The organism is Shewanella sp. SM69, from assembly GCF_025653985.1.
Classification (GTDB): Bacteria; Pseudomonadota; Gammaproteobacteria; order Enterobacterales; family Shewanellaceae; genus Shewanella; species Shewanella oncorhynchi.
The window spans coordinates 103,716-128,910 of the sequence record NZ_JAKKRV010000013.1 but is presented as its reverse complement, the minus strand read 5'-3'; the positions used below and the strand labels follow the sequence as shown (position 1 = coordinate 128,910).

Here is a 25,195-nt window from a genome sequence, read left to right as displayed (position 1 = left end):
TTGCGAGGATTATCATGCCGCCATTGAGATTTATGGATGTTAAAAATGCAACGCCCAGTAGTTATTGGTTTGATTTTATTGATAGTAGGTAACCTATTCAGTGCCTTCTATGATGTGTCGATCAAGTGGTTACCGGACGATGCGAGTGCCTCGACTTTCCTCCTTGTCAGGCAAATCTCTTCAGTATTTATGTTGTTGCCAGTGTGGCTGTATTCGCAGCGTCCGATGACGACACATATCTCAGTTCACCTTTGGCGTGCCAACATAGGCTCAGTTGGCGCGCTTTTTTTAATTATAGGCTTAATGGCATTGCCGCTCGCGACAGTTAGCTCATTGTTTTACTCTGCACCGCTAATGATTATTTTGATGGGGTATTTCTTCCTGAGCGAGAGGATCACCGCTGCTCAGACAATCTGTACTGGCTTAGGTTTTGTCGGCATCTTGATTATCCTGCGACCGAGCGAAATGAACTGGTACGGCATTGCTGTGCTGTTTTCTGCTTTTACCTTTGCAGTGAATCAGTTAGCACTTAAAAAAGTGCCCCATGCTGAGAATCCCGTGCTAACGCTAATGCTATATAACTTGCTGGGTATTCCGGCAACGTTAGTGATTGCAGCGTTTCAAGGGATTGAGGGTTTGAGTTGGGAGCTGGTGGGCGTGGCCTTGCTGAGCAACGCATTTTTATTGGTTTATCACTGGTTTTGTGTGCTGGCTTACCGCAAGGCCCAGGCGAGTGATATCGCGATTGCGGAATACACAGGCTTGTTGTTTATTGTCTTTTTAGGCTGGTTGTTGTTCGATGAATGGTTGGATAACTTAAGTTGGCTCGGTGCCGCCTTAATCGTATTACCTTCGTTGTTTTTACCTTGGTTAGGATCGCTCTTATCAAAATCGGCACCTAAGATAGCGGATACACTCACGGGAAAATAACCGCGAGGGTTTAAGCCTAAGTGGGCGAGTTAGCTCACCACTTAGGCTCAAGTTTTAAATAGGTAAACTGCAAAATTACTTAGCATACTCAAATACTTTCACCACTTTACGCACGCCAGCAGTATTACGGGCGATATCAACAGCTAAGTCTGCTTGTGAGCGATGAATAACCCCCAGCAGGAAGACTTCACCATTTTCAGTGATGACTTTAATGCGAGTCACATCCAAATCTTTTTCGTTCAGCATGCGGCCCTTCACTTTGGTCGTAACCCAAGTGTCATTGCTGCGGGTGGTGAAAGAGGTTGGATTGCCAATGCGGATTTGATTATGTATTTTGCCGCCGAGCTTAAGATCTTGTACGACCTTGATGGCTTTATCCCTTAACGTAGAGTTAGGGGCTTGGCCTATCATAAGTACATTGCCATTGACGGATACACCTGTGATATTCGTTTGTTTTTTAAGATCTTCTTGCTCTAGCAGTGCGCTGGTGATCTTAAAATCAGTATTGGTATCATCAAGCTGAGTCTTAACAGTACGTTCGTCGTTGGCCATCATAGCGCCACTGACTGCGCCCACCATAACGGCACCGGCGCAGCCTTGAAGCAGCAAGCAAACCATTAACAGCGGGGCAGCGTGTCTCATTGCTGCTCGTCCTGTGGGAAGAGGGTGCGGTCAATATTGTCACACAGGCAATGGATCACCAGTAGGTGCACTTCTTGGATACGTGCAGTGACATTTGAAGGTACGCGGATTTCCACATCGTTCACGCTCAGTAGGCCAGCCATAGCACCGCCATCTTTACCTGTTAGCGCTACGATAGTCATGTCGCGGCTTAATGCGGCTTCAATGGCTTTAATCACGTTACCTGAGTTACCACTGGTCGAGATTGCTAGCAGAATGTCGCCCGGTTGACCTAAGGCAAAAATCTGTTTTGAGAAAATCTCATCATAGCTATAGTCGTTGGCGATAGCTGTGATGGTTGAAGTATCGGTAGACAGAGCGATGGCTGGTAAGGGTGGACGCTCAATCTCGTAGCGGTTTAGCAGTTCTGCTGAGAAATGTTGCGCATCACCAGCACTGCCGCCGTTACCGCAAGCAAGGATTTTATTGCCACCCAAAAGACAGTGCACCATCATCTCGGCCGCTTTGGCGATGGATTCTGGCAGTGCTTCGGCTGCATCGATTTTTGTCTGGATAGATTCAGTAAAGCTGTCTTTAATGCGTTCTAACATGGATAAATCCTTTCAGGATAAAGTGTTGCTATCATGCCATATTTCCACAAGCGTGTTGAGGCACAGACGTTAAAATAATTTGTGTAGTCACTCTTTCACTATTGGCACTTAAAAGGCATCGACTAGCCAATGAATTTGATCGGCTTCCATGGCGATGACATCGAAACGACAGGGCACATCGAGTCTATTGAGTTGTAAATAGTGGCTAGCCGCTTTGCGAATTCGCGAAATCTGCGCGCTGCTTAGGGCCTGTAATGCGCCGCCATATTGATTTGCCGAACGATACTTCACTTCGACAAATACCCAATGGTTTTTATGGCGCATGATTAAATCAATTTCCCCAAACGGATAGCGGACATTACGTTCGACAAAAGTTAAGCCTTGTTGTTCAAGGTAACGTTGGGCGTGCGATTCTGCCTGCTGTCCGAGTGTCATAACTGGCGGAAGCTACCTCTTTCATAACGTCCCCAGCTTAATTGGCGGTTGACTATGCCATCTGGACTGACAGATAAAGCACCACTGCGACCATTGAATTGATAACCCGTGAATGAGCGCATTTGCGCTAAACGGCCGATCAAATCCATTGCATCATAACCCATAACAAACAAACGTTTCTGACTGTTATTCCAGCCCGAAAATAGTGTGTTGACCATCAGATTTTCTTCGCCGTTTTGCATTAGCCAAGGTGCGTCGCTTAGGGTCAGGTTATTTAAATCCTGCGCCGTTTGTGTGCTTTCATTTTCAACTCGGCTGCGGCTTGAGGTATATAAAGGCACAGGTTGTGTGAAAACGCTAAAGTTGACGTCGATAAAGGCCTTGAGCAGGGTTAGATCCTGTGGGGTTGAAATCATATAAATGGCATCAATATCTTGGCGTGAACGGAAGTCGGCTTGTACTGAATTGCCTAACAGCTCTTTAATACGGGCGATCCGCTCTTGGCTATCGCGCACTCCAAGGGCATCTTGTACTGTGGTGCGCATTTTATCACCGCCATCGAAGTAGTGAACTTCGACAGGGTTATCGCTCTTCTTTTTCCATGCTTGAATAAAGCTTTCGGCCATGCGTTTGCCAAGGGCATCGTTACTGGCCAGCAGTAACGGCATAGTGACGCCATCTTGATATAAATGCTCCGCCGCATCGGCCGCCTCTTGTGCGGGAGATAATGCAAAGTAGAACTTATTCGGATCGGGTGTGAACTTATCAACCTGATTTAAAAATAGTTGTGGTACAGGCGCAGCAGGTGCTGTATTGGCCGTTTTGTCTGAGTTAGCAGTATTCGCCACCGCATTCGTGGCGGCAGTGTTTGCCGCATTCATCACTTGCAGTTGTTCAATTTCCGTAGGCAATAATGGGCCAATAATAAATTCTGCTCCCGCAGTTAGCGCCTGTTGGTAAGCGCTGGCAGCATCGTTTGCCGTGTCATAAAAGTTGACTGCGACTTGGTCATTTTGCTTGGCCATGTAACTGGCTAATATGCCTTGGCGAATTGCATTGGCAGCGTTAGCTCTTGGGCCCGTCAGCGGCAACAGCACCGCAATGTTTTTTGGCGTAAATGGCTTAGCATTTAAGGCTCTGTCAAGATCGGCGGGTAGCTTAGCCGCTGCAGGATGATAAGGATTTTGTTTCTGCCATTCGCCTAAGTAGCGTACCAACTGTGTCGGATCGACAGCATAATGTTTCGCGATATAAGCCAATTGCAACCAACCCGTAAACACAGGAGTCTTAGCATCTTGGGTAAAGGCTTTTAAGGTTTGTTCGTGCATTGGCTGCAGAACTTGCCAAATCGCGTTATTCACCTCGTTGGCTTGGGCGGGGGGCAAGTAAGTCGTCAGTAAACTTAGTTCACGCACTTGCTCAATAGGCTGTTTATTCAATTGATATAAATGCGCCTTGAATTGGTGATAAGCCGTCATCTGCCAGCTTGGCAAACTCCAATTGCTTGGATAATTCAGAACTTTAAGTGCATCACTATAGGTGGACGTATGTTCAAGCACGCGCGCGGTCAAGTATTTATGTTCGGCCAGAAATGTTGGGCTCTGATTCAAGCTTGGCTGTATCGATTTTAGTAGCTTCTGCGCTGCTGCGTAGTCGTTGGCATTGATGTAGGCATGGGCTGCGAGCAGCAGATTAGTATCGCGCTGCTGCGGATCTTTGCTATTGGCGGCTTGTGCCAAATACACATTGGCCGACAAAGGTGCGGATGCTAAAGAGGTGGCCACTGTGGGTGCAGTTCCGGTCGAGGTGGGCGTTGAAGTGCCACAACCCGCCAAGATTACCGATAAAATGGCCACGGAAACGAACTTAGTTGTATTCAGGCTTTTTAACACTGGGCTTCACTCTGGTAAGATGCAGCCTCTAGTTTAACCTTCTCTCGCGCTTGACGAAAGTCTTGGCACTGTCATTACAGAGGTATATATGGACCAAAGCGTCGCACTCTACATAGTTCCTACTCCCATAGGTAATTTGGGCGATATGAGCTCACGGGCAATAGAGGTGCTGAATCAGGTTTCATTGATCGCCTGTGAAGATACTCGCCACAGCGGTAAGTTATTGAGCCACTTTGGTATTACCACAAAAACTACGGCGCTGCATGATCATAACGAGCGCGCTCGTGCCCAGTGGATTGTCGATCAGCTTGCGGCTGGGTTGTCGATTGCATTAATTTCAGATGCAGGTACCCCGTTGATTTCCGATCCGGGTTATCACTTGGTTTCCCATGTGCGCCAATCTGGGTTTAATGTGATCCCCTTACCCGGCCCTTGCGCGGCAATTACCGCCCTGAGCGCCTCGGGTTTGCCATCGGACCGTTTTTCTTTCGAAGGTTTTCTGCCGTCTAAAGAAAAAGCTCGCGCTGATAAGTTATTGGCACTGAAAGAAGATCCGCGCACGCTGATATTTTATGAATCACCCCATCGCATCGAGCACAGTCTAACGACTATGGTTGAAGTGCTTGGTGGCGAACGCCATGTCGTCATGGCGCGTGAAGTAACCAAAACCTTCGAAACTTTTTTATCTGGTCCTGTCTCAGAGGTGCTTGCCACCGTAAGTACTGACCTGAATCAGCAGAAGGGTGAAATCGTGCTTATGGTGCATGGCTACCATTTGAGTGATGACGAAGCAATTCCCACCGTCGCCATTAATACGCTCAAACTCTTATGTGAGGAATTGCCATTGAAGAAAGCCGCAGCAATTGCCGCGCAAATTCATGGACTTAAAAAGAACGCTCTGTATAAATACGGGCTAGAGTCTGATTTATAAGCGCTAAAACGGTTACGAGCGGATTATCTGTGGTGCATCAGGGTGGCTTAGGCTATAATCCGCGCCGAGTTGGCCAGACAGTCGCCGCGTTCGCAAGAACGGGGAGGAAAGTCCGGGCTCCAAAGAGCGGGGTGCCAGGTAACGCCTGGGCGGTGCGAACCGACGACAAGTGCAACAGAGAGTAGACCGCCTGCCTGATTTATCAGGTCGGTAAGGGTGAAAGGGTGCGGTAAGAGCGCACCGTGCGGCTAGCAATAGTTCGTAGCAAGGTAAACTCCACCCGGAGCAAGACCAAATAGGGTTCCGTATGGCGTGGCTCGCGTTGGAACCGGGTAGGTCGCTTGAGCCTGTGAGCGATTGCAGGCCTAGATGAATGACTGTCCAAGACAGGACCCGGCTTATCGGCCAACTCACCTCATTCAACAAAAAGCCCGTTTGTCGTAATGACAAACGGGCTTTTTGTTTTTTAATTTATACGGTAATGATAAATTTTATTTGATTAACTCATTAAAAAATCAGAGTTATCTTGTTCTCCCGTCCCTTCAGTCTATCGCTTATTTAGCTTTCAGTTTAGCCGCCATTACAGCCATTTCTCGCCTTTCTTCGTCGCAGGTAAAAATTACTCAATGCAGGTAACATCTACCGTTAACTGAGAGAGTTAATAGAAATAAATTAGTTATAACTTATTGTTTTTATGTGTTTATATTGTTTGGTATAGCCATTGCATTGGTTTGTACGCAAAGTGCAGCATCTTGTTGCATTGCACAGTGTTCACCAAGGAGGCTTTCTATGGCCAGTTCAAAAAGCGTAGCAGAACAAACTAACAGTAAAGATAGTGGTGCTTTAAATTCACCCACAACAGCGAAAGCAACTGAAGTGACGCACCATGCTGTTGATGCAGTAGCAGAGAAAGCCGCAGTTGCAGAAGACACTTTGCGTAAAACGGCGGCTAGCTCACAGGAAACTCTGGCGCTCAAGCAGGAGGAAATCAAATTACAACTGCAAAGTTCTTATAGCAAAACCCGTGAGTTGGCAGCGCAAAATCCATTGGCCACAGCTGGGATTGCCTTTGCCGCTGGCGTGGTATTAACGGCTTTATTGCGCCGTCGCTAAGGTGGATTTATGCAAAACCGTGCAAGGTCAGAGGCGCCAGAACAAAGGCCCGTCCAGCATAGTGCGCAAACCGCCAAAACTGGGCAGACAGCATCAGCTGCTGCCCAGCATAAAGTTATTGATCAGGCAATGGAGCAACTTGCTGAAATAGCTGTTCTTAGCAGTTCAGTGAAGCAAGCCTATCTCGAGCAGTTGAAGTTGGCCGGGGAAATAGCAACGGCAGAATGGCGGTTAACAGGGCGTAGCCTGATTATTGCTGCGGCTTTAGTCGTCTGTTTTGGTACTGGCATTACGTTATTCTGGGGCAGTATTTTATTGCTGTTGGGCTATATGCTGTTTCAATTGAGCGGTTCGTTATTGGCCACTGTGATCGCTTTGGTGGTGCTACAGTTTGTTTTATTGCTTTGGTGTTGGCGTAGTCTTGGCTATGTGCTGTCACAAACTGGCTTTTCGAAGACTTGGCAGCAATTACAGCTTTTGCTCTCGACTCGAGAGTCGGAACATCAAAAATAGGAAGCGCGAGTATGCTAATTCAACAGTTACTTAAAAAACAGCAGTTGAAGCTGACTGTGCTGACGGAACAAGGCCAGTTGCAGCATGATTTGTTACTGATGAGGAAACGACAATTAGCGCAAAGCAGTCGTGATTTTATAGGGTCGACACCAGGTTTAATCGTCAGTTTTAGCCTTGGCTGCCTGTTTCAAATGCGCCACAACAGCACTGTAAAACTACTGCGTAGCACTTTTGGTTTGCGTTGGATTACCAAACTCATCGCTTGAGAATGTGTAAATGCTGTGATTTTTACCTTAATGATTTCCATTGGTGTGGGTTTCGCTGCTATTAGTTGTCGTCAATGCCGTTACAATTATGCCTCGAGTCAGTAAGTGTAAGTATTTTGCTTGTTGTATAGGACAAGGTGTGGGACTGGCGATAAGTTGTTGAATTTGGCTTAAATAAAGAGCTGCTATGCTATGGGCTAATGTGTAGCTTGGAATAATAAATTCGTCAGTGTTGAAGGTGTTGATCAATTTATTTTCGATATGTTGCACAAGTTTAGTTTGTAATTGTTTAGTTGCTGCATCGAGGTCGCTACCTAGTCTAAATGACATGGAACGGCGAAACATGCTGTTTCGGCTAAAAGTAATAAGCAGTTTTTCCAATGAGGGGGGTGTATTAGTTGAAAGCCAGTCTTCGGTTGACTGTAGATCTTCAAAGATATTTTCAAAAATATTTTGATGGAGTGCAATAAGAATATCCAGCTTACGCTTGAAGTAGCGATAAAACGTCGTACGTCCGACATCGGCTTTGTAGGCAATATCTGCCACTGCAATATCACGATAATCTTGCTGTTTCAGCATTTCCTTAAAAGCGTGGAGAACCTTGAGCACAGCCCGCGGGCTTTTCGCTATGTGCATGCAGTGCTTTGTGTGCATATTGGATCCCGCTTTAAATTCAACTCAGTTTAGGCGTGTGATTATACCTTAGCCTCAATGGCTCTTGTGTTGTGATTTTTGCTTAAGTGGAACAGATAGGCTCAGGTGTACCATTTGAAACATGCGGGCGAGTTTGTGCCTGATGGTTAGGAATAATGGGCTTTATAGTGACGGTCATAGGGTTAACTGCAATGACAGTGTTACCTGAAATATGAAATTGTCACTACCGATGGAGAATCTGTGATGAGTGAAAATATTGAAGCTGCTCAAAGTGATAAAACAAATCATCCAATCAAACACAAATTAAGAGTAGGTATTTTTCTTTATCCCGGCATGACGATGCTCGATGCCTATGGGCCACTACAGTTTTTAGCCTTTGTGCCATCTTTTGAAACCTTCACTTTTGCGAAAACCAGCATGCTATTACCCTGTGATGCGGGCGTTAACTTACAACCTAATTACGATTTCGATAATTGTCCGCCGATAGATATCCTGTTAGTGCCTGGGAGCGCAAATCCTTTGGCGCAAATACAGGATGAGCAAGTCATTTCTTTCTTAAAATGCAAGGGGGAGCAAGCGCAATACATTACATCTGTATGCACTGGTGCCTTGATTCTTGCGGCAACAGGTTTACTTAATGGTTATCGCACGACCACTCACTGGGCTTATGCTTCAGTGTTGGCACAATATCCTCAAATTACCTTTGAAAATAAACGTATTGTGATTGACCGTAATAGGATCAGTGGCGGCGGTATTACTGCAGGGCTCGATTTTGCTTTGGCACTCATTGCCAATATAGAGGGTGAACAACAGGCTAAAACACTGCAGTTATTGTTTGAATATGATCCTAAACCTCCCTTTAATTGCGGTTCTCCCATATTGGCAGACGCTTCTCTGGTACAGAGGGTTGAACAGGAGGTCAGGCAGATAGCGTCAGGATTATTTTAGGCCACAAGGCGCCAAAGATTGTCTTAAAAAGTACATAGTTCATACGATTATTATGTACCTTAGTTTAAAAACTGCTTTTCACTAGGAATCGCCATTCCCAGCTGTTTACTGACTCGCCGCCCGTATAAGGGAGTGAAAAATCAATATGGGCTACGTTGCCATAGCTGGATCGAGAGGAATAAATCCGCGCGCCTATGCCTATGCTACCCAGTGGACCGCTGACTTCGTTATTCTCGGCGAGTTGGCCGCCGGAGGCTTGACCCAGATCGGCAAAGACTGCCCAGCCTAATTCAGCCAGTTGGTATAAGTTGATATTGGGGTAATTGCGTATCTCGGCGGTCAGTAACCACTGATTATCCCCTTGTTGGTATTCGTTTGGATAACCGCGCACGCCAGTTTCATCCCCTAATCCTTTTGTTAGATCCAGATAAGTATTTTGTGAAAGGCTAGCCCAAGCTTTGCCATAAGCCGTCCACTTAGGATGAATTTGATAGAAGTATTCGGCTTGAATATCAACCTTATAAGTATCTTTTTGGGTGGTGCCGATAGTGCTTGTCCCCCCCATTTCTAACAGCCACAGTTGATCGTCAAACTTATACCCGCCAGTACTTTGCCAGTTAACGTGGTAGCCTAAGGGGTTATTATCACCTATGTCATTGGTTTCTATGCCGAATTGTACGTAGTGATGCCAACCTAAGTTAAAGTCTTCATTGTTGGTGATCAGGTGAACATTATTCAGTACGTGGAAATCATCTTCGATAAACTCGTAGGCGACCCAAGGGTACATAAAGTCCCTGTCTTGAGGGATCATGGAAGTAGGATAGCGCTCAGAATGGGCAAACTCGTGCTTGTCTTGGGTGACACCGGTAATAAAGCGAGAAAGGTGCTGACTGTTTTTATTAATTAACCAGCCGTATTGCAGATTGAGATAGTCGACTGTGTGTGTGAACTCATTCACCTCTTGCCCATTTTGTCTGAGGGTATCTGTACGGTTATCGTCTAAAAACTCTGCCGAATACATGGTACTCGTATTGAGGGAATAGAAGGGCTTACTCACATAAACGTGTTTAGCTTGGCCGTCGCTATTGTCGTAGAACTCAGCGGCAACTGTGCCGTGTTCAATAATGCTGAGCGGCGCTTCGAAAGCAAATTTATAGCCATTCCGGGATTCATTGGATTGATATTTAAGTCGAGTGCGGATCCCCGTTCCAAGCAAGTTGTCTTCTTTGAGCCCGAAGGAGTAACGGGTGTCTCCACCTGAACTACTCAAACTCGCTGTCGGTAATAATGACCAATTATCCCAGGTCTCCACCACCACGGACTCAACGGATGGATCGACATCGGCTTGGGGATCTTTTTCTGCGATATAAATTTTCGCATCGCGAATGTAAGGCATTGCCCGCAAAAGTCGTTGGGATTCGTCGAGATCTTTTTGTGTGACAGTATCATTTTCGCTGAAGGTTAGATTATCGAGAACCACATATTCTTTGGTATTGATATGCAGGGCGTTAGCCCAGCGGTGAATGAAAAAAGCATCGGGATCTGACTCATCAAAAATGGGGTTGTTGACCACCACAATCTTGCTGACTTTTTGTTTTGTTTGATCTTGGTTTGCGGGATCGGCGAGCTTAGCCTCTTCTGCTTGGGTAACTCTGATTAGGTTGCCAACACAACAAGATAGGATGCATGCATACTGAAAAAATTTCTGCATAAAAGGCCACTCCCATGAAATCGACGACTGCAGCGAAAACAATTTCACGTTGCAATTCACAATTTAATAACACATGGAAAACGAGTGTTAGTCAAGGAAACATTTTAATAAGTTTCTTATTTTACTTAAGGTTAGCTTAAGATTATCTTGAGGTAGCGGCTGGGCGCGGGCTCCAGCCGGATTAGCGATTGTTACAGTGTACGCCTAGGTGGGACAGCGACGTTAGCAAAGATGAGCCCCGCAATCAGCGACATAAAAATCAAAAAGATTTGCGAGCCTATGTGCGACTGATTGAGCATGGTCTCACCTGAGATCAGTGCATTGAGTCCGATATAGGTTTTACTGCCGGGGACTAAGATCACTATTCCCTGCAACAGGGCGATGGAGGCAGGCGCCTTCATCCAGCGGGCGAAGAGATTAGAATAAATTCCTACTGCCAAGGCACCAAAGAAGATCCCCACCGAATCACCAAAATAATGTCCGCCGAGCATGGCTGAGAAAAACGCCACTATCCCAGCCAATACGCCCCAAGGCGAATCTTGCATCCGTGCTTTGAAGATAAAAACCAGCGCCATAGATAGAATCGGAACCGCCGACCATATCGCCCAGCGAGGTAAACCCTCAGGTTCTATGTGAATCGCTTCGCCGAACATAGCTTTACCGATTGCCATGCCGAGCACTGCGCCAAAGTACAGCTTAAATAATTGCATGCTCGCATCCATGATGCGCGCCGTGCCAGAAATTAAATCCCGTGCGGCGAGTTCGGCTAAACCTAAGGTTAAGGCTAAGCCGGGAATAAAAATAATAATGGAGGAGAGGATCACTACTGGGATATTAATATTTGGATCGATACGCGCTATGCCACAGGCTGCGATGGCGCAAAGGATAGTGGCGAAGGGTTCGAGCACTTCGGCCATGCGGGCCGAGCGTTCGGCACGGTATACCAAGCCATAGACGAATAAGCCTAATAATCCTGACCAAAATACATCGTTCCAACCCGTGCCCATCAGCATAGCGAAAGCGGCGGCAGAAGTTCCAAAAGAAAAGCAAGTTAATACAGGGCCATAGGGATTGGGTTTATTGGCAATTTCTTCTAAGCGATCTAAGGCCTCGGCCAAAGTGCGTTTACCTGAGGTTAACTCATCGACCAATTCATCGGTGCGGGCGAGTGAGCCCAAATCGAGTTCACCGGGCTTAACGCGAGCGGCATGGTTATATTCTTGATCAGTATCATGTTGCAAAACGAAGGTCATCGACGTCGGAGAAATAAGGAAATAGCCTTCGATACCTAAGGTGCGAGCAACGGTTTGTAAGTGGGTTTCTAGACGATAAGCGGGTGTGCCAAACTTATGCAAGGCTTTGCCTAGCTTTATGATAAATCTGCGTTTTTCGATAAACTCGTCGTTATCCAATCGGGGTATTCACTGTATAAAAAGTTGTAGGGAATGACGCGCGCATATTAACCTATCTTGTCTATAAAAGGTTAATGGCTTTTAACCTTAATACAAATAAATTGCTGATTTTTTGCAGCTCGGGCTATAGTCAGCTTTTTGATAAGGGGAAATAGGCATGTCTTTGATGGTAACGGGTCTTTACGCTAGCCTCACAGGGCTATTAATTGTCGCTTTGGCTTATCGAGTAGTGAAATTAAGGCGAGGTCAGAAAATCGGCCTAGGGGATGGTGGTAACAGCGCCTTAGCTTTGGCTAATCGAGTGCATGTTAACCTGATCGAAAATGCGCCTATCGTATTGATTTTAATGCTGGTGGCCGAAGCGGGTGGCTTGCCTGCATTTTATTTACACTGTTTTGGGACTGTGTGGATAGTGGCGCGCTTACTCCATGCTATTGGCTTAACTCAAGGCCAAGGTGGTTATCATTTTGGTCGTTTTTGGGGCGTATTGCTCACTTGGCTAGTGATTATCAGTTTGGCGTTGGTGAATTTGCTGCATTTTGCTCAAGGTTTAGGAAAGGGTCTCTAGGCTCGCAGGTTTGGGCGGTCAATTCCGCCCTAAGCCATATCCATAGCGGATTTAGGGGTATTACGCTTCTGGCTCAAATACCCCTGAAAATGCCTCGATTGGTGTTTTTTTAATCGCATCTATCCTCCATTCCCTGCTATACTCCGCGTCCCTAAATTGGCGTAACTTATTTTCGTGGCGCCTTTATTTGACATTACGTTTTCGGGTCACAATCCATGCAAGTTGAATCCACACTCTTTAGTCATCCCAAGTATTGGGCCACGGGCGACAGCACTGCGCCTTTCTTACCTATGTCTCGCAAGGAGATGGATAAGCTTGGTTGGGATAGCTGTGACATCATCATAGTCACAGGCGACGCTTATGTGGATCACCCAAGCTTTGGCATGGCGGTGATCGGCCGTATGTTAGAGGCTCAAGGTTACCGAGTTGGGATTATTTCCCAGCCAGATTGGTCGAGCAAAGACGCCTTTATGCAATTGGGCCGCCCGAATCTGTTTTTTGGCGTCACCGCCGGTAACATGGATTCGATGATCAACCGTTACACTGCCGACCGTCGTTTACGCTCCGACGATGCTTATACTGCGGGGGATATTGGTGGTAAGCGCCCAGATCGCGCCGTGACTGTGTACACCCAGCGTTGTAAAGAAGCCTTTAAAGATGTGCCTGTGATTATTGGTGGTATCGAAGCCAGTTTACGCCGCATCGCCCATTACGATTATTGGTCGGACAAAGTGCGTCGCAGTGTGATTTTCGATGCCAAGGCCGACATTTTGATGTACGGCAACGCCGAGCGTCCTTTAGTTGAAGTGGCACGCCGCTTAGCTGCCGGCGAACCCATTAGCTCGCTGCACGATGTGCGCGGCACAGCCGTTATCCGTAAAGAGCCGCTGCCCGAATGGCGCGGTATGGACTCGCGCAAGATTGACCAACTGCACAAGATAGAGCCGCTGCCGAATCCTTACGGCGCCGATGATGTGGGTTGTGCTAACTTGTCCGGCCCGTCGGATGTGAAGATATTCGATAACGAAGCCCCTAAGCCAATTAGTGTTCAGCCGCCTAAACCTAAGCCATGGGATAAAACCTATGTGCTGCTGCCAGCGTTTGAAAAAGTCTCTGAAGACAAATATTTATATGCCCATGCTTCACGGATTTTGCACCAAGAGCAAAACCCAGGTTGTGCCCGCGCGTTATTTCAACCCCATGGCGACCGCGCCGTTTGGGTGAATCCGCCCGCATGGCCGCTCAATACCGATGAGATGGATGCCGTATTCGATTTACCTTACCAGCGTATTCCTCATCCGATTTACGGCAAGGAAAAAATTCCTGCCTATGACATGATCAAGACGTCTATCAACATCATGCGTGGTTGCTTTGGTGGCTGTTCTTTCTGCTCGATTACCGAGCATGAAGGTCGAATCATTCAGAGTCGCTCACAAGAGTCGATTGTTAAAGAAATCAAAGATATTCAGGAAAAAGTGCCTGGCTTTACTGGGGTGATTTCCGATTTAGGTGGCCCAACCGCCAACATGTATCGTTTAGGTTGTACTAGCGAAAAGGCCGAAAAAACCTGTAGGCGTTTATCCTGTGTGTTCCCATCGATTTGCGGCCACTTAGGCACAGATCATAAACACACTATCGACCTGTACCGCGCGGCGCGTGCTGTACCTGGCATCAAGAAAGTATTGATTGCCTCTGGCGTGCGTTACGACTTGGCGATCGAAGATCCGGCCTACGTTAAAGAGTTAGTGCAGCACCATGTGGGCGGCTACTTAAAAATCGCCCCTGAGCATACCGAAGAAGGTCCGCTCAGCAAGATGATGAAGCCCGGCATGGGCGCCTACGATAAGTTTAAAGAATTGTTCGACAAGTTTTCTAAGGAAGCGGGCAAAGAGCAGTTCCTGATCCCTTACTTTATTTCGGCGCATCCAGGCACGACCGACGAAGACATGGTGAACTTAGCGTTGTGGTTGAAGGAGCGTAAGTTCAAGCTCGACCAAGTACAGAATTTTTATCCGTCACCGATGGCGAATGCGACCACGATTTATCATACCGAGTTGAACTCGCTGAAAAACGTCAAGCACACCAGCGAAGTGGTATCTGTGCCGAAGAAAGGCCGTCAACGTCGCTTGCACAAAGCATTGCTGCGTTATCACGATCCTGCGGGTTGGCCATTGATCCGTGAAGGCTTAACTGCTATGGGGCGTGAAGACTTGATCGGTAATAGTCCGCATCAGTTAGTTCCGCCAGAAGGTCGAAATGAGCGCGGACCTAAGTGGATGAAAGATGCCAACCAAGGCCAAAAAGCCTTTACTCGCTTCTCGGGTAATCAATTTGATGACCGCAAGGGCGATGGCAAATCTAAAGGTGCGGCGAAAGGCGGCGCGCAAACTCAGGCTGGTGCTGAGTCAAAACCAGCCGCTAAAGGTGGAAAACCTGCAGCGAATGGCGCTAAGCCAACGGGATCTAAACCAACTGGCTCTAAACCTAGTGGAGCCCATTCGAGCCGTCCGGGAGCGAAAGCGCCCTTCGGCCAGTCTGGTTTTAAGGCCAGCGGCTCTCAGGCTAAAGGCGGAAACCCATCAAAAACGGGTGGTAAACCTGCAGGAAAGCCCGCTCAGGGGCGCCAACAGGCTAAGTAACACTTTTCGCCATCACAAATAATATTCAAAGGCCGCTCCAGATATGAGTTTGGAGTGGCCTAGCTAGCATGGTTATTCCGCTAAAATAGTCCTCAACTGGTATCGCTGGGCGAACTATTATAAGATCCCTGTCTGATGTTTATGTCTACTATTTGTTTATATTCGATATTTTAGCTATACATCTCACCCATATCCGCGGTTCGTTAACTAACATTAGATATTATGAATAAAAAGCGTAGACCCAGTCTTCAAGACGTTGCCGATCAAGTTGGGGTCACCAAAATGACGGTGAGTCGCTATTTAAAAAATCCAACAAGGGTGGCGCAAAGCACTCAAGAGAAGATTGCTGTCGCACTAGAAACCTTAGGTTATATTCCTAATCGCGCGCCGGAAATTTTAGCGCAAGCAACTAGTCGCGCCATTGGCGTGTTAGTGCCGTCGTTAACCAACCAAGTGTTTGCTGAAGTGCTGCGCGGTATCGAGAATGTGACCGGCAAACGCGGTTATCAAACCATGCTGGCTCACTACGGATATCAGGCAGAATTAGAAGAAGAGCGGGTGGCATCACTGCTCTCTTACAATATCGATGGCTTACTCTTGTCCGAAAGTTACCACACGCCGCGTACCGTGCGAATGATTGAAACGGCAGGCATTCCGGTCATCGAAATGATGGATAGCGTGTCGCCTTCGATTCAACAGTGTGTGGGTTTCGATAACACAGCGGCCGCATGCGAAATGGTTAAGGCCATGATTGCACAAGGCTATCGCCACATTGCCTACCTAGGTGCGCGCATGGATATTCGCACTCAGCTTAAGATGCGAGGCTACGAGTTAGCGATGCAGCAAGCTCAGCTTACACCTTTGGCGATGACCACAAATGAGGCCTCGTCGTTTTCGTTGGGGGCGTCGTTATTGCAACAAACATTAGCGAAATATCCCTATGTGGATAGCTTTTTCTGCACCAACGATGATTTGGCGGCAGGGGTGATATTTGAGTGTCAAAGACAAGGCATCAAGATCCCTGAACAAATTGGTGTTGCAGGGTTTCATGGCCATGATATTGGCCAATCTATGACGCCAAAATTGGCGAGCATTATTACGCCAAGAAAAGAGATTGGTCGAATTGCGGCCACTGAGCTATTAGACAGGCTAAATGGCAAAGAGATAGCAGAATCGGTTATCGATCTGGGCTATCGTATTGATTTAGGGGAAACACTGTAGACTTCCCCTCGATCTTGCGCTTAACGACTTATGTCTGCCATCACCAGCTAGCGTTAGAGAAACGCAGAGATGATGACTGCAACTATGCCGCCCGTCGTGCCGATAATGGTCTCCATTACAGTCCAAGTTTGCAGTGTTTGTTTTTCTGATAATCCAAGAAAACGGTTAGCGAGCCAGAAGCCTGAATCATTGACGTGCGAGAGCACAATCGAACCACCGCCAATGGCAATCGTAATTGCCGCCAATTGAGCCCCATCTAAGTTTAGTGGTTCAAGTATTGGGATGATAAGGCCGCAAGCCGTTAACATGGCCACGGTTGCCGACCCTTGGATCACGCGCACCGACGCCGACAAAATAAATGCCAGTATTACAATCGGTAATCCCGAACCTGCCAACATATTGCCTAATGCATCGCCGACACCCGAGTCAATCAGCACTTGCTTGAACACGCCGCCAGCACCGGTGACGAGAATAATGATCCCAGCAGGTTGTAACGCACTGCTACAGATTTCCATGATGCGCTCATTGGGAATATTGCGTCTAACGCCCAGTACATAGAATGCGATTAAACAGGCTAGCAAAATGGCGGTGAAGGGATGACCTATCAAGGCGAGCCAATTATGCAGATCGGATTTTTCATCAATAAAGCGTGACACCACTGTCTTTAAACCGATAAGCAGCAGTGGGAACACCACAATACTGATTGATAGCGCGAATGAGGGGATCGGTCCGCCTTCTCGTTCACCTTTTTCCTGCTGCTCGTGGGCAGGCAGCTCAACATGGACTTTTTGGGAGATGAGGCTGGCAAAGAGTGGGCCGCCTAGAATCATTGCAGGAATCGATGCCAGTAGACCGAAGACTATCATGTAGCCAAAGTCGGCATTGAGCTGGGAAGCAACTAAAATTGGCCCAGGTGCAGGGATAAGAAACGCCTGACAGGTGGCAATACCCGCGAGCAGTGAAATACCAATTTTAACGACGCTGCCGCCCCCTTTACGAACCACGGCAAAGGCGATGCCAATCAGCAGTACCACAGCAACATCGAAGAAGAGGGGGAGTGCACAGATAAAGCCTGTAAAGGTCATGGCCCAGTGAGCTTTGTCGTTACCAAATTTATTCAGCAGTGTATGGGCTATCTGATCTAGCGCGCCAGTCTCTTCCATTACCCGGCCAAACATGGCTCCCAAAGCGACCACCACCGCAACAAAGCCCAGTGTTCCCCCCATACCTTGTTGAATTGTATTGGTAATATCAGCTGGGTTCATGCCAGAGAAAAGGCCGGCAATGATCGACACCAGTATCAGTGATACTACTGCATGTAATCTCACTTTCATCACTAAGAACAGTAGCAGGGCAATTGAACCCAGCGCTGTCAGAATCAATGACATATCAGACATAAGAGGACTTTTCCTTGTTAGTTAAGTTGTCCACATTCTTGTAGGTTACCGGTAACATGTTACCCGTAATATGGTAGAGTGGGAAGTGACTAAATTCGAGAATTGGCATGAGGTTAACAAAGTGACTGAGAGAAAAAAAGGCAATAGCTATGTGTTCATGGGCGTCTCTAGTTGTGGCAAATCTTCGATTGGTGCCGCGGTCGCAGAGGCTTTAGAGACGAAATTTATTGATGGTGATGATCTGCATCCTAGAGCCAATATTATCAAGATGAAATCTGGCTCACCGCTCAACGATAGCGATCGCGCTCCTTGGCTTGAGCGCATCAACGATGCTGTGTATAGCATTGAGCAAAAGGGTGAAGAGGGGGTGATTGTCTGCTCTGCACTGCGTCGCCAGTATCGTGACTTAATCCGTCAGAACAACAGCAAGCTGGTGTTCATTCATCTATACGGAGATTTTGAATTAGTCAAAACACGCATGTTTGCCAGAAAAGCCCACTTTATGCCGATTGAGCTACTCAAGAGTCAGTTCGACACGCTGGAAATGCCCGCGACTGATGAAGCTGACGTTATCCAAGTGAGTATAGATGGCACTTTCGAAGAAGTCGTACAACGCTGTATTAATGCGATAAATGGCGAAGGGTAGGGTAAACGTTGGCCATTGAAGTCAAGCGCAAAGTCGTAATGCACATCGGCTTAAACCGCTCAATTTTTTAGAAAAAAAGCCACTCCAGAAACTAACTTGGAGTGGCGTAGAGATAATGGTAAGCCAGCGGTACCATCCAATGAGTGTTACTGCGAGCGTTTGTAGACGGAACGTGCGCCGCACCTCAGCCTCAAATAGGCTCACGCATATGAGCGATGACGCGAGCTGCTTGTCCTGCAAAACATGGTTAATTCAACATGTGACTAAAACAGCCACTGAAGACTGTTACTTAAAATAGTCTCGCTATATATGACCAAGGAATGCCAAAGTTGAATGAGCGCTTTAGCCACCTTGGTTAATATCCCCTTGAGCCTTAAAAGAAGTAATTAATCCCGACTGCGAAGCTGTTGTCTTCCTGCGCTTCAAGCGCGGCATCATCCATATCACTGAAATCTAACTTCATTTCAGCAAACATCACAGTGTCGTTGCTATAGCGATAGTGCAGTCCCAGCATGGCAAATTGGCGAGTCCATTGACCTTGAATAGGCGTAGCTACATCTGTGTCTAAATCTAAATAACTGAGTACAACCATAGGCACAAAACCGTTGTCGAATTGATAGGCCGTCATCAACTCGGCACCAGTGGCGTCGTAGAGATCGCCGTTGACCAGTTCATTATTTTTACTTTGGTGAGCGTTAAAGCCCACATAGAGACCGCTGGCCTCACGTCCTTCGGCATAGTGGTAGTAGTCACCATACATGGCACCAATACCGATGATTTCATTGGTTTCATCGACTTGGGTATTACCTAAGTGGCCTTCAAAATCACCGCGGTTAAAGCCTGCGAGTAGCTTGAATTTGTCGGTTGCCGCATAAGTGATACTGGCGCCGTAGCTGCTGTCAAAACTCAGTTCTGAGTTGGTCATCTCGCTACCGTCATCGTTTTTTAGGCTGACATCACCATTGGTTTTGGCGGCATATTGCAGGGCGATTTGTACTGGGCCTAAATTATTACGGTAAATGAAGGCGGAATCGGCACGGCCTGTACCTGTGAGGCTGCCATCACCGAAGGTGTAAGCGCCAACGCTGTAACCTGCAAATACGTTCGGTAAATCTGTAGTGCCTGCGACATCGTAATAGGCGCCCCATTGTTTACCGAAACTCAGGTTGCCCCATGTATCATGGGACATGCCAACATAACCTAAGCGGTTATAGAGAAAATCATCGGTTTTTTCGGCGGCGAGTTTGCCCCCTTGCATCACTAGCCCATCGTCGCTGGAGACCATGTTGATCCCCCATTCTGTGGTAGCAAAAGCGGTCCAGCCATTTTTCTCGCTGCGTTCGAAGCTGAATCTTAGGCGTGACGAGTCGTCGATAACTGAAGTATCGTGGCTGTCATTTAATGCTGCAAACCCTAACCAACCCGTTAAATTTAATGTGTTTTTTTGATCTTTATAGAGTTCAACCGCCTGACTGCTGGTGGCCGTTAATAGCATAGGTAACACTAAAGCGAGACAAGTCTTATTCATAAATCCCCCGATAATGAGCAAGTATTCTCCAGGGGATCATAGGCTTGGCCTATGATCCCTGAGTTATCGTTAGTCTTGATGTGGATGTTGGTATTAATTGTTTCCGATCATGCGTTAGCCGTATTTAGGCTGGACGTGTGTCGGCAACAGGCGCTTGGTTTGAGATCACGCCGAAAATAGTCCAACCGAAGAAGGTGGCTATGGCGCCAAGCATCACTGCGGTTTCGCCTGAGCTGTACAGAGCGTAGAAGCTATATAACGCACCGATTACGGCGATCACGTTGGCAACGCGGGCTTTATTGATGGGCACTTTTTGCTGTCTTTGCATTATGCCAAGCGCGGCCATAGATAAGATATAAGGCACAATGTTGGTGACGACGGCGAGGTTAACGAGTGCTTCGAACTGCTTACTCAGTGATGGGCTAATGGTCATCAGCGATAATGCTGTTTGGATCGAGACGATAATAGTCATGCCCCAAATTGGCGCATCGGCTTTACTGACTTTAGAGAATATTTTAGGAAAAAATCCTTCATCGGCAGAGGCTTTAAACACTTGGGCAATAGTGAACTGCCAACCTAAGAGTGATCCAGTACAGGAGATAATGGCGCAGGCCATCACGATTTTACCGACTACTGGATTAAACATTTGTGCAAAGGCTAAACCGAATGGCGCATTCGACATGGCAAGCTCGGCATTTGGCACAATACCGGCAATGACGTTAGTGGAAACGATATAAATCACTGCTGCACCTAAGGTACCGCCCATCACGGCGATAGGTACGTTTTTTTCTGGGTTATCGACGGCTTCTGAGTTTGCACAGGCCGATTCTAAACCGAGGAACGCCCACAAAGTCATAGCGATAGAACCGTCTAACGCTTTGAAGAATGGCATATCATGCGGGTTCCATGCGCCTTTATAGAGGTCGATGTCAAACCAGAACCAACCAATTAAAGATACGCCAATCACAGGCAGAATAATTCCCCACACAGTCACGCTACTGACGCGACCCGTGATGCGGGCACCACCGAAGTTAGCAATGGTTGCCAACCAAAGTACGCCAATGGTCGCAAGACAAATTGCCATCGGGCTTAAGTTAACTTCCAGCAACACGGCAGCGTAACCCACGGCAGAGATGGCAATCGCGACATTGGCGATTAACAGTGAGACGGCATAGGTGTAGTTGGCCATAAAGTTGCCAGAACGGCCGAAGGCATACTCGGCATAACCGCCCATACCACCGGATTTTTTACTGAACATACCGCACTTAGCAAAGGCGAAGGCGAGGGCTGTTGACCCTGCTGCTGTTACTAACCAAGATAAAATGGAGATAGTACCGACTTGAGCTAATTGGGTTGGCAGCATAATAATGCCCGAACCCATCATGTTGACTATGGTGATAATAGTTAATTGGACGACGCCAATTTTATTTTCTGATTTACTCATACTAATAACCTAATTTAGGTGACTTATTATAGGAGGCATGAATTTGACTGCAGAGTGGGGTTAATAAACCCTGCAGTCAGTCTTCATTATTTATTTAGTACATAGCCCATTGCTTGAATTTTGCCGTCTGCGGTATTTTCGAGATAAACACCTTGCAGTTCTGGTGAGAATCCAGGCAATAGGTTGATACCTTCTTCAAGGGCAAGGAAATAACGCTGAACAGAACCGCCCCATATTTCACCTGGCACCATACATAACACGCCTGGTGGGTAAGGGAGTGCGCCTTCTGCTGCAATTCTTCCTTCAATTTGCGAGAGTGGGACTAATTCTACTTTGCCACGAATAAACTCTAGGTTTGCTTCCTGCGGGTCCATCACTTTTGTAGGGAAATGCGCTTTACGGAACATTTCTTTCTGCAGTTGTTTTACGTCATGGCTGACATAAAGATTGTGCATTTCTTGGCAGAGTTGACGGATAGAATAGTCTTTATAACGGGCTTTATTGGCGTTATAAACGTTAGGTAATACTTCAGATAATGGCGCATCTTCATCGACTAATTTCTCGAAACGAGATATTTGTGATACCAGATGTTGCATCTTGGCCATATCTTCAGCAGGTGTCATCAGGAATAAAATCGAATTCAAGTCGCACTTCTCTGGAATAATATTATTTTCCCGTAAGAAGTTAGCCAGAATAGTCGCTGGAATACCAAATTCGGTATATTTGCCAGTTTCAGCATCTATGCCCGGTGTTGTTAATAAGAACTTACAAGGGTCAACAAAGTATTGGCCTTTTTCATAACCTTCGAAGGAGTGCCATTTCTGACCAGGTTCGAATTCGAAGAAGCGTAAGTCATCGGCCATTTGTTCGGTTTCATAGTCTTGCCATAGGCGGCCATCGATCATTGTTGGCACGAATGGTTTGATATATTTACACTTTTTGAGCAATAGCTTACGTGCTTCGATACCCGCTTTTACCGCTTCGCGCCACAGATAACGACCGCTTGCGCCTTCATGCATTTTCGCATTTACATCTAGCGCCGCAAATAAAGGATAGAAGGGACTGGTAGAGGCATGCATCATAAAGGCGTTGTTGAAGCGTTTATGGTTGCAATATCTATCTTGGCCTTTGATATGTTTATCTTTTTTATGGATTTGCGAGGTTTGTGAGAAACCTGCCTGCTGTTTATGCACCGACTGAGTCACGATAATGCCTGGATCTTCAGCAGTCAGTTCGAGCAAGAGTGGTGAGCAGTCATTCATCATAGGGATGAACTGTTCATAACCCACCCAAGCCGAGTCAAATAAGATGTAGTCACAAAGATGGCCAATTTTATCAATCACTTGTCGAGCATTGTAGATGGTGCCGTCATAGGTGCCGAGTTGGATTATCGCCAAGCGGAATGGGCGTTTTTCATCGGCTCTTTCTGGCGCGACTTCACGAATTTGCTCTCTTAAATAGGACTCTTGGAAACAGTGGGCATCAATGCCACCAATAAATCCGAAGGGATTACGTGCCGTTTCTAAATAAACAGGTGTAGCACCAGCTTGAATTAATGCGCCATGGTGGTTTGATTTGTGGTTATTGCGGTCGAATAACACGAGGTCGCCTTTCGCTAACAGCGCATTAGTCGCGACTTTATTTGATGACGAAGTGCCGTTAAGTACGAAATAGGTTTTATCGGCATTAAAAACTTTGGCAGCGTATTTCTGTGCTTCCAGTGGAGCGCCTTCATGGATCAGTAAATCACCCAGTTTCACGTCGGCATTACACATATCCGCGCGGAAAATTGTTTCGCCAAAAAAGTCGAAGAATTGGCGGCCCACAGGGTGTTTACGGAAGAATTGTCCGCCTTGGTGACCAGGACAGGCAAAGGTAGAGTTACCCATTTCGACGTATTTTTTTAACGTACCGAAGAAAGGTGGCAATAGCGCTTGTTCATATTTACTTATTGCAGTCTCAACCTGTTTTCCGTAGAAGTCAGTGTTATCACCGCAGAGTTCAAATACCCCTGTAATCGATGAGCAAACATCATCAGGGAAGGTTTCTTCACAGCAAACTGAAACGAAAATGGGCAGTTTCAATCCGGTGTTTTTAATCTTTTCAACAATACCATTTCTAACATCATCAACAGAGACGACAGCCGCGCCCACATCGCAAAAATCTGTGGTTAATACATTGACAACTTCTCTGTCGATATCGAAACAAGATCTAACAGATAAGCTAGCGGCTACTTTTAATGATTTCATAGTTAATTTCCCTTTTACTTTATAAAAAATAGATACAAGTGTGCCTATACCTAATTAAAAACATTAATGGTATGAAAATTAGATATAGCTATTCCGTGCGCAGATTAAATGTGGTTATGCCAAAGTTACGAAATAAATATAAGTAGAAATATATTTATTGAGCGTATGAATAGCTTAGCCGCAGTAAAACTGCACTGATAAAAGAATGCTTTGATTAAGGTGTTAGATAATAAACCAAATGAAAACAGTACGATAAGTGTTTGCGCCTATTAGAGCAATAGCACTTTAGACCTGTTAATTGGCCTACTACCTACGCTAAGGTTAGCGGAGGAAGATAAAGGAGTGATCGAAATAGTCACGTTGACTAGGCATCATGATATGCCGTGTGCGCCTGATATGCGCCATAATTTTAGATTTCCTCTTCATATACGACTCCATTATGACTTAGAGAAAATGGTTAGGTTTTTATTACGTAATGAAGTTTATATGCGAGTTATAAATAAAATCATGACCTATGTCTTATTTTTAAATAATTAGCACGTCAATTTAACTTAATTTATCGATATTAAATGGAGTCAATCATGCTTAAGTATCTTTATCTAAATTATGAAAGTAAATATTGTCAGCATTATTTAAATAATATTATTTGCATAAAATATCTTATTTCAAATATCTAATCTTAATTTAAAGGCTGCTGTAATCATCATTCCGATTTATACCGCATTCCATATTTGAATTGTTATGCAGATATTTTCGCTACAAAATCATCTTCCTGCTTGAAAAATGCAAAAATGATAACTTTTTTATCACATTTGAGCATTTGGGGCAGAAAGTTGTCGTTTTAGGGCAGATGTTATTTTTTTGATTGACGTAAAGTGAGTCAGGTCGAACATGAATAGGAGATAGACATGAATAAAGGGTGGTTAGGGGCGAGTTTAGTGCTTGGGTTATTCGTTGGGCAGGCAAGTGCTATGACATTAACGAGCAAAGATATGAGCGAGGGCAATAAACTGACATCGCAATTAGTGTTTAATGGCTTTGGTTGCCAAGGGGAAAATACTTCACCGCAACTGACTTGGACTGAGGTGCCCACAGGAACTAAAGCATTTGCAGTGACAGCTTATGATCCTGATGCGCCAACGGGCAGCGGTTGGTGGCACTGGGCCGTATATAACTTACCCGTAGCGCAAACTTCGCTCGCACAAGGTGCGGGCTCGCATGTTGATGCACTGCCCAAAGGTGCTATTGCCTTGAAGAACGATTTTGGCACTACAAATTTTGGTGGCGCATGCCCGCCCCAAGGTCATGGTGTTCACAGGTACGAATTTACTGTGTGGGCATTACCCAGTGCTTTAGAATTGCCAAAGGATGCTAGCCCTGCCTTATTGGGCTTTATGCTCAGGGCACAAGCGCTCGGCAACGCCAAGTTGACTGCGGTATATAATCGATAATCCATTGATAATTAG

At 46.3% G+C, this 25,195-nt stretch carries 23 protein-coding genes and 1 other RNA gene; 12 read left to right on the top strand and 12 right to left on the bottom strand.

Annotated elements, in window-relative coordinates:
- The first annotated feature begins 45 nt into the window (after positions 1-45).
- Positions 46-930, top strand: coding sequence for a DMT family transporter (locus tag L5M37_RS17080; protein ID WP_263201340.1), 885 nt, complete (start codon positions 46-48; stop codon positions 928-930).
- A gap of 75 nt (positions 931-1,005) precedes the next feature.
- Here the strand turns inward: L5M37_RS17080 and dolP are convergent, their stop codons facing one another.
- The 4 genes from dolP to L5M37_RS17060 all read right to left on the bottom strand — a co-directional run bounded on the left by dolP (position 1,006) and on the right by L5M37_RS17060 (position 4,489).
- The gene (gene dolP, locus L5M37_RS17075) at positions 1,006-1,572 is read right to left on the bottom strand and encodes a division/outer membrane stress-associated lipid-binding lipoprotein (protein ID WP_105250526.1); all 567 of its coding nucleotides are present in this window, start codon (positions 1,570-1,572) and stop codon (positions 1,006-1,008) included.
- On the bottom strand, positions 1,569-2,162 hold the full coding sequence (locus L5M37_RS17070; RefSeq protein WP_105250525.1) for a phosphoheptose isomerase: 594 nt from the start codon (positions 2,160-2,162) through the stop codon (positions 1,569-1,571). The genes dolP and L5M37_RS17070 overlap by 4 nt, the downstream gene beginning before the upstream one ends.
- 108 nt (positions 2,163-2,270) lie before the next feature.
- On the bottom strand, positions 2,271-2,597 hold the full coding sequence (locus tag L5M37_RS17065) for a YraN family protein (protein ID WP_105250524.1): 327 nt from the start codon (positions 2,595-2,597) through the stop codon (positions 2,271-2,273).
- Complete coding sequence (locus tag L5M37_RS17060) at positions 2,594-4,489, bottom strand: penicillin-binding protein activator (protein WP_263201338.1); 1,896 nt, start codon at positions 4,487-4,489, stop codon at positions 2,594-2,596. The genes L5M37_RS17065 and L5M37_RS17060 overlap by 4 nt, the downstream gene beginning before the upstream one ends.
- A gap of 88 nt (positions 4,490-4,577) precedes the next feature.
- Here L5M37_RS17060 and rsmI point away from each other — a divergent pair, with 88 nt between their 5' ends.
- From rsmI to L5M37_RS17035, 5 genes are all read left to right on the top strand, one after another.
- Positions 4,578-5,420: a 16S rRNA (cytidine(1402)-2'-O)-methyltransferase gene (gene rsmI / locus L5M37_RS17055; RefSeq protein WP_113941448.1), complete on the top strand. Its 843-nt coding sequence runs from the start codon at positions 4,578-4,580 to the stop codon at positions 5,418-5,420.
- A gap of 65 nt (positions 5,421-5,485) precedes the next feature.
- Positions 5,486-5,837: RNase P RNA component class A (gene rnpB / locus L5M37_RS17050), an RNA gene on the top strand.
- 372 nt (positions 5,838-6,209) lie between these two features.
- Positions 6,210-6,533, top strand: a complete 324-nt coding sequence (locus tag L5M37_RS17045; protein WP_113941447.1) for a DUF883 C-terminal domain-containing protein — start codon at positions 6,210-6,212, stop codon at positions 6,531-6,533.
- 9 nt (positions 6,534-6,542) lie between these two features.
- The gene (locus L5M37_RS17040) at positions 6,543-7,046 is read left to right on the top strand and encodes a hypothetical protein (RefSeq protein WP_105250520.1); all 504 of its coding nucleotides are present in this window, start codon (positions 6,543-6,545) and stop codon (positions 7,044-7,046) included.
- A gap of 11 nt (positions 7,047-7,057) precedes the next feature.
- Entirely contained in the window at positions 7,058-7,312 is a 255-nt protein-coding gene (locus tag L5M37_RS17035) for a hypothetical protein (protein WP_113941445.1), read from the top strand.
- A gap of 27 nt (positions 7,313-7,339) precedes the next feature.
- On the opposite strand, the gene L5M37_RS17030 is transcribed toward L5M37_RS17035, so the two are convergent.
- Complete coding sequence (locus tag L5M37_RS17030; protein ID WP_263201337.1) at positions 7,340-7,966, bottom strand: TetR/AcrR family transcriptional regulator; 627 nt, start codon at positions 7,964-7,966, stop codon at positions 7,340-7,342.
- 243 nt (positions 7,967-8,209) lie between these two features.
- Here L5M37_RS17030 and L5M37_RS17025 point away from each other — a divergent pair, with 243 nt between their 5' ends.
- Positions 8,210-8,914 carry a DJ-1/PfpI family protein gene (locus L5M37_RS17025; protein ID WP_263201335.1) on the top strand — a complete coding sequence of 235 codons (705 nt, stop codon included), beginning with the start codon at positions 8,210-8,212 and terminating at the stop codon, positions 8,912-8,914.
- Positions 8,915-8,978: 64 nt separating this feature from the next.
- Here the strand turns inward: L5M37_RS17025 and L5M37_RS17020 are convergent, their stop codons facing one another.
- Together L5M37_RS17020 and L5M37_RS17015 are read right to left on the bottom strand one after the other, a co-directional pair.
- The gene (locus tag L5M37_RS17020) at positions 8,979-10,625 is read right to left on the bottom strand and encodes a hypothetical protein (RefSeq protein ID WP_263201333.1); all 1,647 of its coding nucleotides are present in this window, start codon (positions 10,623-10,625) and stop codon (positions 8,979-8,981) included.
- A 191-nt stretch (positions 10,626-10,816) separates the two neighbouring features.
- Positions 10,817-12,037 (bottom strand): threonine/serine exporter ThrE family protein, encoded by a 1,221-nt coding sequence (locus L5M37_RS17015; RefSeq protein ID WP_105250515.1) that lies wholly within the window; start codon positions 12,035-12,037, stop codon positions 10,817-10,819.
- 157 nt (positions 12,038-12,194) lie between these two features.
- Between L5M37_RS17015 and L5M37_RS17010 the strand changes: the two genes are divergently transcribed.
- The 3 genes from L5M37_RS17010 to gntR all read left to right on the top strand — a co-directional run bounded on the left by L5M37_RS17010 (position 12,195) and on the right by gntR (position 16,465).
- The gene (locus L5M37_RS17010; protein ID WP_263140982.1) at positions 12,195-12,605 is read left to right on the top strand and encodes an MAPEG family protein; all 411 of its coding nucleotides are present in this window, start codon (positions 12,195-12,197) and stop codon (positions 12,603-12,605) included.
- Between the two features lie 215 nt (positions 12,606-12,820).
- Positions 12,821-15,244: a YgiQ family radical SAM protein gene (locus tag L5M37_RS17005; protein ID WP_263201331.1), complete on the top strand. Its 2,424-nt coding sequence runs from the start codon at positions 12,821-12,823 to the stop codon at positions 15,242-15,244.
- Between the two features lie 222 nt (positions 15,245-15,466).
- Positions 15,467-16,465 carry a gluconate operon transcriptional repressor GntR gene (gene gntR, locus L5M37_RS17000; RefSeq protein WP_113941439.1) on the top strand — a complete coding sequence of 333 codons (999 nt, stop codon included), beginning with the start codon at positions 15,467-15,469 and terminating at the stop codon, positions 16,463-16,465.
- A 53-nt stretch (positions 16,466-16,518) separates the two neighbouring features.
- Here the strand turns inward: gntR and gntU are convergent, their stop codons facing one another.
- Positions 16,519-17,862 carry a gluconate transporter gene (gene gntU, locus L5M37_RS16995; protein WP_105250511.1) on the bottom strand — a complete coding sequence of 448 codons (1,344 nt, stop codon included), beginning with the start codon at positions 17,860-17,862 and terminating at the stop codon, positions 16,519-16,521.
- Positions 17,863-17,947: 85 nt separating this feature from the next.
- On the opposite strand from gntU, the gene L5M37_RS16990 reads away from it, so the two are divergent.
- Positions 17,948-18,508 (top strand): gluconokinase, encoded by a 561-nt coding sequence (locus tag L5M37_RS16990; RefSeq protein WP_263168381.1) that lies wholly within the window; start codon positions 17,948-17,950, stop codon positions 18,506-18,508.
- 373 nt (positions 18,509-18,881) lie between these two features.
- Here L5M37_RS16990 and L5M37_RS16985 read toward each other — a convergent pair whose 3' ends face one another.
- From L5M37_RS16985 to speFL, 4 genes are all read right to left on the bottom strand, one after another.
- A complete protein-coding gene (locus L5M37_RS16985) occupies positions 18,882-20,036 on the bottom strand; it encodes a porin (RefSeq protein WP_263201329.1) in 1,155 nt (384 codons plus the stop codon).
- Positions 20,037-20,160: 124 nt separating this feature from the next.
- On the bottom strand, positions 20,161-21,480 hold the full coding sequence (gene potE, locus L5M37_RS16980) for a putrescine-ornithine antiporter (RefSeq protein ID WP_263201327.1): 1,320 nt from the start codon (positions 21,478-21,480) through the stop codon (positions 20,161-20,163).
- Positions 21,481-21,566: 86 nt separating this feature from the next.
- Complete coding sequence (gene speF / locus L5M37_RS16975) at positions 21,567-23,729, bottom strand: ornithine decarboxylase SpeF (RefSeq protein WP_263201326.1); 2,163 nt, start codon at positions 23,727-23,729, stop codon at positions 21,567-21,569.
- 321 nt (positions 23,730-24,050) lie between these two features.
- Positions 24,051-24,134, bottom strand: a complete 84-nt coding sequence (gene speFL / locus L5M37_RS24165; RefSeq protein WP_224022194.1) for a leader peptide SpeFL — start codon at positions 24,132-24,134, stop codon at positions 24,051-24,053.
- Positions 24,135-24,637: 503 nt separating this feature from the next.
- On the opposite strand from speFL, the gene L5M37_RS16970 reads away from it, so the two are divergent.
- Entirely contained in the window at positions 24,638-25,180 is a 543-nt protein-coding gene (locus tag L5M37_RS16970; protein WP_263201324.1) for a YbhB/YbcL family Raf kinase inhibitor-like protein, read from the top strand.
- Positions 25,181-25,195: the final 15 nt, after the last annotated feature.